Source organism: Nocardiopsis coralliicola (genome assembly GCF_054779695.1).
Window position 1 is genome coordinate 21,942 of the sequence record NZ_BAAGXT010000002.1, and the last position, 13,642, is coordinate 35,583.

General features: G+C 72.7%; 15 protein-coding genes. 13 read left to right on the plus strand and 2 right to left on the minus strand.

Annotation, left to right across the window (positions count from 1 at the left end):
• The first annotated feature begins 246 nt into the window (after positions 1 to 246).
• The 5 genes from ACYVGT_RS02205 to ACYVGT_RS02225 all read left to right on the plus strand — a co-directional run bounded on the left by ACYVGT_RS02205 (position 247) and on the right by ACYVGT_RS02225 (position 3,510).
• A complete protein-coding gene (locus tag ACYVGT_RS02205) occupies positions 247 to 459 on the plus strand; it encodes a hypervirulence associated TUDOR domain-containing protein (RefSeq protein ID WP_460854651.1) in 213 nt (70 codons plus the stop codon).
• 12 nt (positions 460 to 471) lie between these two features.
• Positions 472 to 1,047, plus strand: a complete 576-nt coding sequence (locus tag ACYVGT_RS02210; RefSeq protein WP_460854652.1) for a DUF488 domain-containing protein — start codon at positions 472 to 474, stop codon at positions 1,045 to 1,047.
• A gap of 102 nt (positions 1,048 to 1,149) precedes the next feature.
• A complete protein-coding gene (locus ACYVGT_RS02215) occupies positions 1,150 to 1,626 on the plus strand; it encodes a hypothetical protein (protein ID WP_460854653.1) in 477 nt (158 codons plus the stop codon).
• 185 nt (positions 1,627 to 1,811) lie between these two features.
• The gene (locus ACYVGT_RS02220; RefSeq protein WP_460854654.1) at positions 1,812 to 2,204 is read left to right on the plus strand and encodes a VOC family protein; all 393 of its coding nucleotides are present in this window, start codon (positions 1,812 to 1,814) and stop codon (positions 2,202 to 2,204) included.
• A 394-nt stretch (positions 2,205 to 2,598) separates the two neighbouring features.
• Positions 2,599 to 3,510, plus strand: coding sequence for an aspartate/glutamate racemase family protein (locus ACYVGT_RS02225; protein WP_460854655.1), 912 nt, complete (start codon positions 2,599 to 2,601; stop codon positions 3,508 to 3,510).
• Between the two features lie 193 nt (positions 3,511 to 3,703).
• Here ACYVGT_RS02225 and ACYVGT_RS02230 read toward each other — a convergent pair whose 3' ends face one another.
• Positions 3,704 to 4,468 (minus strand): DUF1932 domain-containing protein, encoded by a 765-nt coding sequence (locus tag ACYVGT_RS02230; RefSeq protein WP_460854656.1) that lies wholly within the window; start codon positions 4,466 to 4,468, stop codon positions 3,704 to 3,706.
• 62 nt (positions 4,469 to 4,530) lie between these two features.
• Between ACYVGT_RS02230 and ACYVGT_RS02235 the strand changes: the two genes are divergently transcribed.
• The 8 genes from ACYVGT_RS02235 to ligK all read left to right on the plus strand — a co-directional run bounded on the left by ACYVGT_RS02235 (position 4,531) and on the right by ligK (position 12,112).
• Positions 4,531 to 5,223, plus strand: a complete 693-nt coding sequence (locus ACYVGT_RS02235) for a GntR family transcriptional regulator (RefSeq protein ID WP_460854657.1) — start codon at positions 4,531 to 4,533, stop codon at positions 5,221 to 5,223.
• A 127-nt stretch (positions 5,224 to 5,350) separates the two neighbouring features.
• Complete coding sequence (locus ACYVGT_RS02240) at positions 5,351 to 6,322, plus strand: DUF6282 family protein (RefSeq protein ID WP_460854658.1); 972 nt, start codon at positions 5,351 to 5,353, stop codon at positions 6,320 to 6,322.
• The gene (locus ACYVGT_RS02245; RefSeq protein WP_460854659.1) at positions 6,319 to 7,086 is read left to right on the plus strand and encodes an ABC transporter ATP-binding protein; all 768 of its coding nucleotides are present in this window, start codon (positions 6,319 to 6,321) and stop codon (positions 7,084 to 7,086) included. Before ACYVGT_RS02240 ends, ACYVGT_RS02245 begins: the two co-directional genes overlap by 4 nt.
• Complete coding sequence (locus ACYVGT_RS02250; protein ID WP_460854660.1) at positions 7,083 to 7,943, plus strand: ABC transporter permease; 861 nt, start codon at positions 7,083 to 7,085, stop codon at positions 7,941 to 7,943. The genes ACYVGT_RS02245 and ACYVGT_RS02250 overlap by 4 nt, the downstream gene beginning before the upstream one ends.
• Before the next feature lie 102 nt (positions 7,944 to 8,045).
• On the plus strand, positions 8,046 to 9,068 hold the full coding sequence (locus tag ACYVGT_RS02255; RefSeq protein ID WP_460854661.1) for an ABC transporter substrate-binding protein: 1,023 nt from the start codon (positions 8,046 to 8,048) through the stop codon (positions 9,066 to 9,068).
• 106 nt (positions 9,069 to 9,174) lie between these two features.
• Positions 9,175 to 10,377 (plus strand): 4-oxalomesaconate tautomerase, encoded by a 1,203-nt coding sequence (locus tag ACYVGT_RS02260; protein ID WP_460854662.1) that lies wholly within the window; start codon positions 9,175 to 9,177, stop codon positions 10,375 to 10,377.
• Positions 10,377 to 11,393 carry an amidohydrolase family protein gene (locus tag ACYVGT_RS02265; protein WP_460854663.1) on the plus strand — a complete coding sequence of 339 codons (1,017 nt, stop codon included), beginning with the start codon at positions 10,377 to 10,379 and terminating at the stop codon, positions 11,391 to 11,393. Before ACYVGT_RS02260 ends, ACYVGT_RS02265 begins: the two co-directional genes overlap by 1 nt.
• A gap of 35 nt (positions 11,394 to 11,428) precedes the next feature.
• The gene (gene ligK, locus ACYVGT_RS02270) at positions 11,429 to 12,112 is read left to right on the plus strand and encodes a 4-carboxy-4-hydroxy-2-oxoadipate aldolase/oxaloacetate decarboxylase (RefSeq protein WP_460854664.1); all 684 of its coding nucleotides are present in this window, start codon (positions 11,429 to 11,431) and stop codon (positions 12,110 to 12,112) included.
• 505 nt (positions 12,113 to 12,617) lie between these two features.
• On the opposite strand, the gene ACYVGT_RS02275 is transcribed toward ligK, so the two are convergent.
• A complete protein-coding gene (locus ACYVGT_RS02275) occupies positions 12,618 to 13,589 on the minus strand; it encodes a lysostaphin resistance A-like protein (RefSeq protein WP_460854666.1) in 972 nt (323 codons plus the stop codon).
• Positions 13,590 to 13,642 lie beyond the last annotated feature (53 nt).

The following is a 13,642-nucleotide window of genomic DNA, read 5'->3' on the forward strand; positions in this document are numbered from 1 at the left end:
CCCGCGGCGGTGGCGGTGATCGGGTGCGTGGCCGCCGGTTTCCGCCCTGCGGGAGTGTGCGGGAACAATTCGTGTCCACCCCCGCGCTGCGGTCGCGATTCCTCGGCGCGAATGCGCCTATCCTGCAGGCGCCAGCCGAAATCGGGCGTTCGCGCATGTCACACCGCCCGCCGAGGCGTTTCCGAGCCAGGCCGGAGTGCGGCGGAAAGGCCGCGGCCGGGCGCGCAGAATCGAAGGGAGGCCGCTATGGGCAGCCATTTCGCGGTCGGTGACCACGTCGCGTGGAACTCCGAAGCCGGAGAGGTCAGCGGGGTCATTGTCGAGAAGCACACGCGCGACACCGAGTACAAGGGGCATATGCGGCGCTGCACCCCCGACGACCCGCAGTACGAGATCAAGAGCGACAAGACCGACCACGTCGCCATGCGCAAGGGCGGCGTGCTGCGCAGGATCGACTGACCGGGGCGGCGAGTGACCGCGGGCCCCGCAATCTGGACGATCGGGCACTGGACCCTCCCGATCGCCGACTTCGCCGCGCTGCTGCACGAGCACCGCATCGGGCTGCTCGCCGACGTCCGCGCCCACCCGGGGTCCCGCCGCAGCCCGCAGTTCGGCAGTGAAGCCATGTCCCGATGGCTGTCGGAGAACGGCATCGCCTACCTGCGGCTGCCGCAGCTGGGCGGCAGGCGGCCCCGCCAGGATGTGGCTCCCGGCATCAACGCCGGGTGGCGCAACCCCAGCTTCAGGAACTACGCCGACTACACCCTCACCGAGGGGTACCGCAGCGGGATCGGTGAACTCACCGCCATCGCCGAGAGCCGGCGGGTCGCGATCATGTGCGCCGAACCGGTGCCCTGGCGCTGCCACCGGCTGCTCATCGCCAACACCCTCGCCGCCCGGGGATGGCCGGTGCGGCACCTGTTCGCCGACGGCACCGAGCGCGAGCACGTGCTGGGCCAGTGGGGTGCACCCCCCGCCATCGACGGGCAGCGGCAGGTGACCTATCCCGGGCAGCCCGAGGGGGAGGCGCCGGACGACGGCCGGTGAGCCGCTGAGCCGCCGCCCGCGCCGGGTCCGCGGAGATCGGGCCCCGGTAAGGTGGCTCCGGCCGACAGCGTCGGTGGACGCGCCGTTGAAGCCGGGGGGACGATGCAGACGATTCGCGGTTCGGGGCGGGTCAGCCTCTTCGTCGGCTGGATGCTGGTCGGCATGGGCGCCGCTGCGCTGGTGGCCGTGGTCATCCTGGCATTCGCAGTGGAGCCGTGGCTGCTCTCGTTCCTCTTCGCGCCGGTCCTGCTGTTCCTCGGCGGCGGAATCAACCTCTGGGTGGGCCGCAGGGCGCGGCTGGAGGTCCGCCCGGACGGCTTTCTCTGGTGCGGGTTCGTCGGCAGGCCCCGCTCGCTTGCGTGGCGGGACGTGCGGCAGATCCTTGTTCCGCCCGCGGGCGCACGCCGGCGGCTCGCCGCCGTCGCGCTGCTCTACGACGGCCGGTATGTGGACATCGAGGCGCTGTGGCAGTCGCCGACGTCGCCGGCCGCCCTTGCCGGCGCTGGCGACCACCGGCAGGTCCAGCAGCTGCTGATCGACGGCCACCGCGCCTATCTCGCCCGCGGCGCTGCCGCGTAGCAGAGGGCAGCTCGCCCGAAGGCGGAGGACGGCGCGGCGGGCCGGTGAGGCGCGCCAGCAGTCCGCTCGCCGGAAGCGGCCCCGCCGCGGGGGCCGGGACCCGAAAACCGTGCTCCACCAGCGCAATCCGCCGTGTCCGCGTGCACTCTGCGGGCGGATCGGGCGCGGCTGAGAGTATGGCGGGCATGGAGATCTTGAGCAGCCGCGTGCTGGTGCGGCCGACCGACTTGCTCCGCAGCCGGAATTTCTACCGGGACGTACTGGGGCTCGCGATCCACCGGGAATTCGGCGATCCCGAGGCGCCCGGCACCGTCTTCTTCCTGGGAAACGGATTTCTGGAGGTCTCAGGCAGCGCCGAACCGTCCGGGGTGCCCCCGCTGTCACTCTGGTTGCAGGTGCGCGACGCCGAGGCGGCCTACGCCGAGGTGACGGCGGCCGGCGCCACCGGGCTCCGGGAGCCGAAGGAGGAGTTCTGGGGGCTGGTCGAGGCGTGGATCTCCGACCCCGACGGGGTGCGGATCGTGCTCGTCCAGGTCCCTGAGGACCACCCCATGCGGCGCGACCAGCGCTCGTTCTGATCCCCTGAGCGCCCTGCCGCCGTTCCCGCGGCGGCGGGGCGCTCCTGTCCCGGAGTCCTCGTCCCCCCACGCTCACGAGCGCGGAGTGCAGACAGCCTCGCTCGCATCTGCCGCCGGCTGGGATCCAGCCCCGCCGATGCCGACCTGCTGACCGCCGACCACCCCGCACGATCGTCGATGTGCGGCCCCGAGGGGCGCGGCCGAGCCGGGCACGGGCCGCCATGTTCGCCGGGCCGGCCGGCATCGGCGAGGAGCCGCTGCCCCGCGCAGCGCCGCAGCCGCACCCCGGCACCGGCCTCGGAAGAAGGGCGTCGTCGCGCGGGAGCGCAGCGCCCGCGATCGCCGCACCTACGAGCTTCGGCCCACCGATGACGGCCGGGAGGTGATGGGTGCGATGCGCACGATCGGTTCGGCCCACGAGGCCGACATCACCGCGGCGCTGACCGCCGCGGAAGACGAGGAGCTCGCTCGCCTGCTGGACAAGGTGGCGGCCGGCCACGGCCTCGCGCCGAACGTGCACCCGGGGTGCAAGGCTCCCGCCCTGCCGGCATGTGCCGCGCGGGACTGCGGCGGTGGTCCGTGCGCCGGGGCGCGGCCTAACCTGTGGCGCATGAGAACAGTAGGCGTGCTGGGCGGGATGAGCTGGGAATCCTCGGCGGAGTGGTATCGACTCGCGAACGAGTCCGTCAGGCGGCGGCTGGGCGGACATCATTCGGCGAAGATCATCCTGGATTCGGTGGACTTCGCCGAGATCGAGGAGCTCCAGGCGCGCGGCAACTGGGACTCGGCTGGCGACGTGCTCGCCGAGCGGGCTCGCCGCCTGGAAGCGGCCGGCGCCGACGTGCTGGTCCTGTGCACCAACACCATGCACCTGGTCGCCGATCGGATCGAGGCTGCCGTCGGCATCCCCTTCCTGCACATCGCCGACACCGCAGCGGCGGCGGTGGCCCGCGCCGGACTGGGCACGGTCGGCTTGCTGGGGACGGCCTTCACGATGGAGCAGCCGTTCTACCGTGACCGGATCGCGCGGCACGGCATCAGCAGCGTGGTCCCCGGCGCCGCGGAGCGCGCGGCCGTGCACGGGATCATCTACGACGAGCTCGTGCACGGCGTCGTCCGCGAGGAATCACGCGCCCGCTATCGCGAGGTGATCCGCAGCCTCGTGGCCCACGGCGCGGAGGGCATCATCCTGGGGTGCACCGAGATCGAGCTGCTCGTCTCCGCCGAGGACGCTCCCGTGCCCGTGTTCCCGACGACCTCGCTGCACGTCGACGCTGCGATGTCCTTCGCCGCAGAAGCCGAGTAACCGCACGGGTACTGCTCCTTGGAAGCGCGGTGATCAGCGGGAAGCCGGGCATCGCGCTAGGGCGGCCCGGCGGCCCGCTCAGGGGGCTTTTCCGCCGCAGTGCGCCGGATTGGGGCTCAGCCCGGACGGCGCTGCCCGCGGCGGCAGCCGGGCCGGCCGGCATTGCCGGCGTGCGGCAGCCGGTGCCGCGTGCTCAGGCGCTGAGCCGGCGGAGGTGCAGGAGTGCGGCGTCGGTGACGGGGTGTTCCACGCCGAGGGAGTCCAGGTAGGCGGCGGCCGCCGCCACCTCGTGGACGCGCCGGCCGGCGTGCAGGTGCGTCCCCTCCACCAGCCGGTCGACCAGGGCAGGGCCGTCCGCGCCGAATTCGGCGGCGATCTGGTCGCGGAGGTCGTCCTCGGCCCCGGCGGCGCGCGCCCCGTCGAGCGACTCGACGATGAGGGCCGCCAGGCCCTTCATGAACACGCTGCGCAGCATCTTGCGCGCGGCGGCATCGCCGGCGGTCTCCGATACGGCGCGGACCGGCGTGCCCAGGGGGGAGAGCGCTGCGGTGAACGCTTCGGCGCCGCTGCCGGCCGCGAGCAGCGGCGTGCGGCTGCCGGCCCGCGGGACCGGGGCCATGACGGCCACATCGGCGAACCGCACTCCGGCATCGGCCGCCAGCGCGCCGAGTGAACGCTTCTCAGCGGGGGAGAGGGTGTTCAAGTCCGCGTAGACGGCCGGCGCGGACAGCAGGGGCAGAGCGCTGGCGGCGACCGCCTCCGCGGCGTTCGGCCCGACGAGGCTGATGACGACCTCGGCGCCGGAGAGCGCGTCGGCGAGGTCGGTGTCCTGCGTGATGGGGGAGTCGGTGAGAGCGGTGAACGGGTCGTGGCCGCGCACGCGGGCCCCCGCCCGCGCGAGCCCTTCGCCGATGAGGCGGCCGGCTTCGCCCAGGCCGATCACTGTGATGGCGGTCATTGCAGCCTCCGGGGCCAAACAGCTTACTAGTGGTTACAAGATTGTTTACAATAATGCACTCCATGGAGAGCGAAAGGAAGTCCATGACCCAGGAGGCAACGGCCCAAGGGACGGTCTCGGGTGGGGCCGAGCACGTCACATCGCGGCTCCGGCAGGCCATCGTCGCCGGTGAGTTCGCGCCCCGCCAGCGGCTGGTGGAGACCGACCTCATCGAGATGTTCGACGCCAGCCGGGGAGCGGTGCGCGCGGCCCTGGCGACGCTCACGGTCGAAGGCCTGGTGGAGAAGGTCCGCAACCGCGGTGCCCGCGTGCGGGCGGTGGACCTGGACGAGGCGCTGGAGATCGTGGAGGTGCGCGCGGCGCTGGAGTCGCTGTGCGCCTACCGGGCCGCCGAGCGCATCGACGATGCCGGCGTGGCGCGGCTGCGGGTGCTCGCCGAGGTGATGCGCGAGGCCGTGGAGGCGGGAGACGGCGAGGCCTACTCGCGGGCCAACCGCGACCTGCACCAGGCGGTGATGGACATCAGCGGCGCCAAGGTGGCGCCCGACATCGTGGTCCGCCTGCGTGCGCAGAACGTCCGGTACCGCATCCAGCTGGCCATGCAGGCCAACCGCCCCTCGACATCGCTGCCCGAGCACCTGGAGATCGTGGAGGCCGTCTGCGCGCGCGAGCCGGAGCGCGCCGCCGCGGCGATGCGGCTGCACCTCAACAGCGTCTACCAGGCCACTCAGGCGCACTTCGCCGAGCGCGCGTGAGCGCCGGCGGGGCCGCCCTCCGCGCCCCGCCGCGCTTGCCTCGGCCCTGACCATATGTTTCGCGGGTATTGACGCACGTCACCAAAATCGTTAACAATGTCGCTCACCATCTGAGTGAAGGGGCGGCATGTCGCACCATCAAGAACCCAGTGCCCGCGCTCGCGAGCTGGTCCGCGGCGCCTACGACATCCACGTTCACATCGCCCCCGATGTGATGCAGCGCCGGGTGAGTGACCTCGAGCTGGCTCCGCGCTTTGCCCAGCACGGCATGGCCGGGTTCGTGCTGAAGTCCCACTACGCCCCCACCGCCGAACGCGCGGAGGTGGTGCGCAGCGTGCACCCGGGCACCGACGTGCTCGGCGCCATCACCCTGAACGCCTCGGTGGGCGGAATGAACCCGGTCGCCGTGGAGATCGCGGCCCGCGGCGGTGCCCGCTTCGTCTGGCTGCCCACGGTGGACAGCGGCAACCAGCGCAGCTGCCTCGCGGAGGCCCCCGAGGGCGCGACGCCGCCGATGTGGGCCCAGATCCAGCAGGACCTGCGCGCCTCGGGGATCGCCAGCCCCGCCGTCCCCGTCCTGACTGAGGACGGCGAGGTGACCGAGGCGACCCGCCAGGTGCTCGAGGTCATCGCCGCCCACGACCTCACCCTCGCCACCGGTCACCTGCACGGCAGCGAATCCGGCAAGGTCATCGGCCTCGCCCGCGAGTGCGGCGTCCGGCGCATCGTGGTGACCCACCCCGAGTTCACCTCCCAGCGCATCCCCGCCGGCGACCAGCGCGACCTCGCCCAGGCCGGCGCCTACCTGGAGCGCTGCCTGACCACGCCGCTGACCGGCAAGGTGTCCTGGCAGCTGTGGCTGGACAACATCCGCGCCGCCGGCGCGGAATGGTCCGTGATCAGCTCCGACCTGGGCCAGCCCTTCAACCCGCCGGTGGAGGACGGCCTCGCCCTCGCCGCCGACGTCCTGCTGGAGAACGGGTTCACCGACGGCGAAGTGCGCCTGATGACGGTGCACAACTCGCGCTGGCTCGCGGGCGCGGCGCCCCTCGCCGACGCCCCCGCCCGGCACCGCGCAGAGCAGGGGGCCTCCGCATGAGCCCGGTCCTGGAAGTCGAGCACCTCACCAAGGAGTTCCAGCGCGACGACGTCGCCACCGTGGCGCTGCGCGACTTCAGCCTCAGCATCGACGAGGGCACCTTCGTCACCATCCTCGGCCGCTCCGGCTGCGGAAAGTCCACCATGCTGAACCTGCTCTCCGGGCTGTCCAAGCCCACCGCCGGGAGGGTCCTGCACCGCGGCAAGCCCCACGTCGGCCCCACGCCCGGCATCGGCTACCTGACCCAGACCGACACGCTCATGCCGTGGCGGAGCGTCCAGCGCAACGTCGAGATGCCGATGGAGATCGCCAAGACCAGCCCGCAGGAACGCGCGGCCCGGGCGCGCGAGCTCATCGGCACGGTCGGCCTCGCCGACTTCGCCGACAGCTACCCGCGCGAGCTCTCCGGCGGAATGCGCCGCCGCGCCAGCCTGGCCCGCATGCTGGCCAACGGCGCCGAGACCATCCTGATGGACGAGCCCTTCGGCGCCCTGGACGCCCAGCTGCGCTCCGAACTCCAGGGCGAACTGCTGCGCCTGTGGTCGGCCACCGGGCACACCATCGTGTTCGTCACCCACGACATCGAGGAGGCCCTGCTGCTCGGCGACCGCGTCGTCGTGCTCGGCCCGCTGGGCGCCATCCTGCTCGACCAGCAGGTGGACATCGCCCGGCCGCGCGACCCCGACCAGACCAAGGTGGAACCGCGGTTCCGCGAACTGCACGCGACCCTGGCGTCCGCGCTCAAGGAAGGAGCCCGGCAATGACGAGTGGACCGGTGCCCGACACCCTCCCGCGCGGCAGCCTGGGCGCCAGCGGCCCCGTCAAAGAGCGCCGCCGCCGCAGCTGGTGGCAGCGCAACGGCCGCACCACCCTGGTCTGGGGGCTGCGGGGCGGCGCCCTGCTGGCCTTCCTCCTGCTCTGGCAGCTGGCCGGGGGGCTGGTCGCCAACCCCATGTTCGTCTCCAGCCCCGGCGCGGTAGCCGAGCAGCTGGGCGACTGGGCCCTCGACGGCACCCTGGGCACCCACACCTGGATCACCATCCAGGAAGTGGTGGCCGGCTACATCATCGGCGCCGCCGCCGGTGCGCTCCTCGGCTTCGGCCTCGCCTCGGTGCGCCTGGTCTACGACGTCTTCGAGCCGTTCATGATGGCGCTGTACTCCATCCCGAAGGTCGCCCTCGCGCCGCTGTTCATCGTGTGGTTCGGCATCGGCATCGACATGAAGATCATCCTCGCGGCCGTGAGCGTGTTCTTCCTGGTCTTCCTCAACACCGCCGCCGGCGTGCGCGACGTCGACCGCGGCCTCGTCGACGCCGTCCGGCTGATGGGCGGCTCCAACTCCGACATCGCGCTCAAGGTCGTCCTGCCGGCCTCCATGTCGGGCCTGCTGACGGGGCTGAAGGTCTCCATCCCCTACGCGCTCATCGGCGCCGTCATCGGCGAGCTCGTCGCCTCCAACCGCGGCCTCGGCTACCTCATCAACGACGCCGCCGCGCAGTTCAACACCGCCGGTGTGTTCGCCGCCGTCGTGGTCCTGACCGCGCTGGCCATGGTCCTCAACGCCCTCGTGGGGCTCCTGTCCTCCCGCACCAGCCGCTGGAAGCCGCTCGGCGCCGAGTAGCGTCCGGCGCCCACCCCGCCCCTCCCCTCCCCGCCTTCCCCACTCGGCAGCGCTTCCCACGCGGCCGCAGGCACCCCCATCGAACCGGGAGCACCCCAGGTCATGAAACTCTCCAAGCACTCCGCGCGGGCGCTCGCCATCGCGGGCACCCTGGCCCTCGCCGCGACCACCGGTTGCTCCGGCGGCGGCGACTCCGACCCCGAAGTCCTGAACGTCGGCCAGATCAGCGACTCGGTCGCGTTCTTCCCGCTCTATGTCGCCGAAGAGCAGGGCTACTTCGACGACGAAGGCGTCCAGCTCGGTGAGCGGCCCCGCCTCGGCACCGGCGCCAAGCTCGCCGCGGCGCTCACCTCCGGATCCATCGACGTCGCCGCCGGCGTCCTGACTGACGCCTTCAACCTGGCGGAGAACAACCCCGACACCCGGATCGCCGGGTCCCTCGTCACCGAGTACTACGTTGACGTCGTCACCGCCCCCGGGTTCGACGGCCCGGATGCCGACGCCCCGCTGGAGGAGAAGGTCAGCGCCCTGGAGGGCAAGAACATCGGCATCACCGGCCCGGGTTCGGGCACCGAGGCGCTGCTGGTCTACCTCTTCGATCAGGCCGGCATGGACGCCAAGACCGACGCGACGCTCGTCAACCTCGGTGCGGTCCCCTCATCCGCCCTGGGCGCCCTGTCCGAGGGCCAGGTGGACGCACTCGCGTTCTTCCAGCCCACCGGGCAGATGGCCGAGGCCGAAGGCGTCGGCGACATCTACATCTCCCCCCAGCGCGGCGACGTCCCCGAGCTGGCCGGTGCACTGCACGGCACCATGTTCAGCACCGCCCCCGTGATCGAGGGCAAGGGCGCCCAGATCGGCGCCTTCAACGAGGCGGTCAACCGCGCCCTGGAATTCATCGCGGACGACCCCGACCAGAGCGCCGAGCTGCTCGCCGCCTACCTGAAGGACACCGACCCGGCGGCCGTGGACGCACTCGCCGAGATCCTCGCCCAGGAGTTCGCTCCCACCACCCGGGTGACGCCGAGCGCCTTCGACGTCGCGGTCGACTTCCACCGGAAGTCGGGGCTGATCGACGAGGCGCCCGAGTACGACTCCCTCGTGTGGTCCGAAGTCCAGGAGTAGCGCACTCGGCGCCGCCACACGGGCGGCGCCCGGCTGCGGGATGCCTTCCGCCGAGCGGTCCGACCGCTCGGCGGGAGGCCCGCACGGACCCCTCATGAGGACCAGAATGACCCCTGCACAGACACAGCACCGAACAGGCGGAAGCGACGGCGGCCCCGGCGGGTCGCGGGTGCGCGGGCACCAGGCCGCCATCCCGTCAGTCCTGATGCGCGGCGGCACCTCCCGCGGCCCGTTCTTCTCCCGCGCGGACCTGCCCGCCGATGAGGAGGCCCTGGCCCGCGTGCTGCGCGCCGCCCTCGGCTCGCCGCACCCGCTGCAGGTCGACGGGGTGGGCGGCGGCCACCCGCTCACCTCCAAGGCGGGCATCGTCGGCCCGAGCGCCGACGCCGGCGCCGACCTCGACTTCCGCTTCGCCCAGCTCCGCCCCGACGACGACACCGTCGACATGAACGCCAACTGCGGCAACCTGCTCTCCGCCGTCGTGCCCTACGCCATCGAGACGGGGATGGTGGTGCCGGACTCCGACACCACCGCGGTGCGGGTGCGCACCCTGAACACCGGCGCCGTCGCCGAGATCTCGGTGCGCACCCCCCGCGGCCCCGGCGGTGTGCGCGGCATCGACTACGACGGCGACACCCGCATCGACGGCGCCCCCGGGACCGCGTCGCCGGTCACGATCGGCTTCCTGGAGACCGCGGGCTCCATCGCCGGAGCCCTGCTGCCGACCGGCAACCGCCGCGACACCGTCGAGATCCCCGGCACCGGCCCCGTCGAGGTCACCTGCATCGACAACGGGCAGCCCCTGGTGATTGCGGCCGCCGCCGCACTCGGCGCCACCGGCCGGGAGAGCCCCGCCCAGCTCGCCGCGGATCCGCAGCTGCGGGAGCGGGTCGAAGCACTGCGGCTGGCCTGCGGCCCCCTCATGGGCCTCGGCGACGTCGCGGAACGCAACTACCCGAAGATGACCCTCGTTGCGCCGCCGCAGCGGGGCGGCGCGATCGCGACGCGCAGCTTCATCCCGCACGTCGTGCACGAATCGATCGGGGTTCTGGCCGCCGTCACCGCCGCCACCGCGTGCGTGCTGCCCGGCACCGTCGCCCATGCGCTGGCCGACCTGCCGCTCGCCGAGGACACCGGCACCTCCCTGGCCGTCGAGCACCCCAGCGGCACGTTCGAGGTGCGGCTCGGGTGGCAGGCCGGCGCCCCGGACCGCATCACCCGTTCCGCGCTCGTGCGCACGGCCCGCGCGCTGATGGCAGGCGACATCTACATCCCGCTGAGCGCCTGGAACCCGAAGGAAGAGAACTGATGATCATCGACTGCCACGGACACTTCACGACCGCTCCCGCCGCACTCGGCGACTGGCGCCAGGCCCAGATCGCCGCCCTGGACGGCGGGCCGCAGCCCGGAGCGCTCCACATCAGCGACGACGACCTGCGCACGGCGGTGGAGGCCAACCAGCTCGCCCTGATGGACCAGCGCGGGATCGACCTGACGGTGTTCTCCCCGCGCGCCTCGTTCATGGCCCACCACATCGGCGGCGCAGCCACGTCCGCCGAATGGGCGCGGATCTGCAACGACCTCATCGCGCGCGTGGCCGGCCTCTTCCCGGAGCGCTTCGCCCCGGCCGCCATGCTCCCCCAGTCCCCGGGCGAGGACCCCGCCGACTGCCTGCCCGAGCTGCGCCGCGCCGTGGAAGAGCTCGGCGCCGTCGCGGTCAACCTCAACCCCGACCCCAGCGGGGGAGCGTGGGACTCCCCGCCGCTCACCGACCGCTCCTGGTACCCCCTCTACGAGGCGATGTGCGCCTATGACATCCCGGCGATGGTGCACGTCTCCACCAGCGTCAACCCCGCCTTCCACACCACCGGCGCGCACTACCTCAACGCCGACACCACGGCGTTCATGCAACTCGTCCAGGGCGACCTGTTCACCGACTTCCCGGACCTGCGGCTCATCATCCCGCACGGCGGCGGCGCGGCCCCCTACCACTGGGGCCGGTTCCGCGGACTGGCGATGGCGCTGGGCAGGCCCGAGCTGGAGGAGCACGTGCTCGGCAACGTCTACTTCGACACCTGCGTCTACCACCAGCCCGGCATCGACCTGCTGCTCGACGTCGTCCCGCACGACAACATCCTGTTCGCCTCGGAGATGATCGGCGCCGTGCGCGACATCGACCCCGGCACGGGCCACCACTTCGACGACACCGGGCGCTACCTCGGCGGGGCCGGCCTGCCCGGCGCGGCGCACCAGGCCATCACCGAGGGCAACGCCCGGCGGGTCTACCCGCGGCTGGACGCCCTGCTCACCCGCCAGGGCCGCTGAAGCCCGCCCCCACCCACCCGCTCACGAGGAGGACCATGACCGAGCTCGGAGTCGTCCGCCGCTCCATCGAGCGCGCCGCACCGGAGGCCGTCCAGGCGCTCGCCGGCTACGGCGTCGCCACCGTCCACGAGGCCCAGGGCCGCACCGGCCTGCTGCGGCCCTACATCCGCCCCGTCTACCCGGGAGCCCGGCTCTGCGGGACCGCTGTCACCGTGCTGCTCCAGCCTGGCGACAACTGGATGCTGCACGTTGCCGCAGAGCAGATCCAGCCCGGCGACGTCGTCGTGGCCGCCTGCACCACCGAGTCCGACGACGGGTTCTTCGGCGAGCTGCTCGCGACCTCCTTCCGCGCCCGCGGCGCGGCAGGACTGGTCATCGACGGCGGCTGCCGGGATGTCGCCGAGCTCGCCGACATGGACTTCCCCGTCTTCAGCCGCGCTATCAGCGCCAAGGGGACCGTCAAGGCCACCGTGGGCTCGGTCAACATCCCGGTCACCGTGGCCAACGCCCTGGTCAACCCGGGTGACGTCGTCGTCGCCGACGCCGACGGAGTGGTCGCCGTCCCCCGGGCGGCCGCCGGCGGTGTCGCCGACGCCGCCCGCCGGCGCGAGGCCGGGGAGGAGGCCAAGCGCGCCCGCTTCCGCGACGGCGAACTCGGCCTCGATATCTACGGCATGCGGGAGAAGCTCGCCGCGGCGGGCCTGCGCTACACCGGCTGAGTCCGGTGCGGCGGGCGGCGGCGGGGCCGCCGCCCGCCCCCGCTGATCCGGGGGCCGCGGTCGGGCTCCGTTCGTTCAGCGGCCTGTCCCGGCCGCGCCTTCGCCGGTGGCGGGCACGCGGCCGGTGCGGTGGGGCGGACGCTCCGAGCGGCGGGCCGGCAACCGCGGTACCGGACCGCGGCTGCCGGATCGGCAGGGTGCACCCTGATCCGGGCCGCCGTCGGCCACGACCACCGACAGGGGCCCGAGCCGCCCGCGGGCCAGGCGTCGCGGGTGTGCTGCACCGGGACGGTGCGCAGGCCGCTGCGGCACGCCTTCGTGTCGCTGCTGTCGGGCCACGGCGCGGGCCTCGGATCCCCCTTCAACGCCGCTCTTGCGCTGCTCAGCCGTGGGGAGTCCACTCGGCGGGCGGGCTGGGCCACCTGCCGCTGCGTCTTAGACACCGGGACCGGGCTGCGCGCAGACCGTAGCCGCTGGAGCCGATCGAGGACAGCATCCGCTGTCGCTACCCACCGGTTCCGTGTCCCGTCGCTGAATTCACAGGGAGGTGCACCTTCTGCGGCGGCGGGGTGGTCGGGTGCTTGGCGGAAGCGAACTGTCCCGTGGCGATCAGGACCACGACGAGCACGAGCGGCACGATCCATCCGCTCCAGCCGAGGATCGTCGCCTGCGTGGTGTCGACGTGCTCTCCCGCCGCGGCGAAGAGGAGGTAGGTCCCACCCGCCCCGTTGAACGCGGCATGCGCCAGGGCGGCGGGCCACACCGATCCCGATCGGAGCCTGAGCCAGCCGAAGACCGCGCCGACCAGGACGCACATGCCGACCATCGCGGCCACGCCGAGCCAGCCCGGTGCATCGGGGTAGTTGTACCCGAGGAGGATGAGCGGGGCGTGCCAGAGGCCCCAGATCACGCCGGAGGCCAGGAGGGCGGGCAGTGTGCCGAGCGGCATCAGTTTCGGGAGCAGCCACCCGCGCCACCCGAGTTCCTCGCCCAGCGCCGGGACGAGGTTGATGAACGCCGTCAAGGGGAGCATGGCGATCTGGACGGCGACGAGCGCGCCGGTTGGTATCGGGGTTCCGGCTGCTCCTGCGGCACCCGCCTGCTCGTCGAGGACCTGCTGGAACGCGGAGAAGGTCGTGAAGTCTGCCGGATAGACCCCCAGCAGCGCGCCGACCGGCAGCGCCGCCAGGACCAGCGCGATGGCCACGAAGATTCCCAGAGCCGAGAAGACGAGGAGCCTGCGGACCGGTCGCAGCGGCCGCAGCCCGAGCGTCCACGCCTTCTGCTGCGGCCGCTCCACGAAGAACACGACGGCGAGGGCGGCGATCGCGGGGGTCATCATCGTGGCGGTTGCCACGGGGGTGAACCAGGGGCTGGCGAGCCCGTCACCGAACCAGAGCGGGAGCGCGAGGAGCCAGGCGAGCGCGAACGCCAGGGCGGTGAATACGCCGACGGATCGCAGATCTCGGCCGCTCATACGGGGTCCGCGGCGGGGCGCAGTCGTCTGCGATCGGCCCGGAGATCCGATGG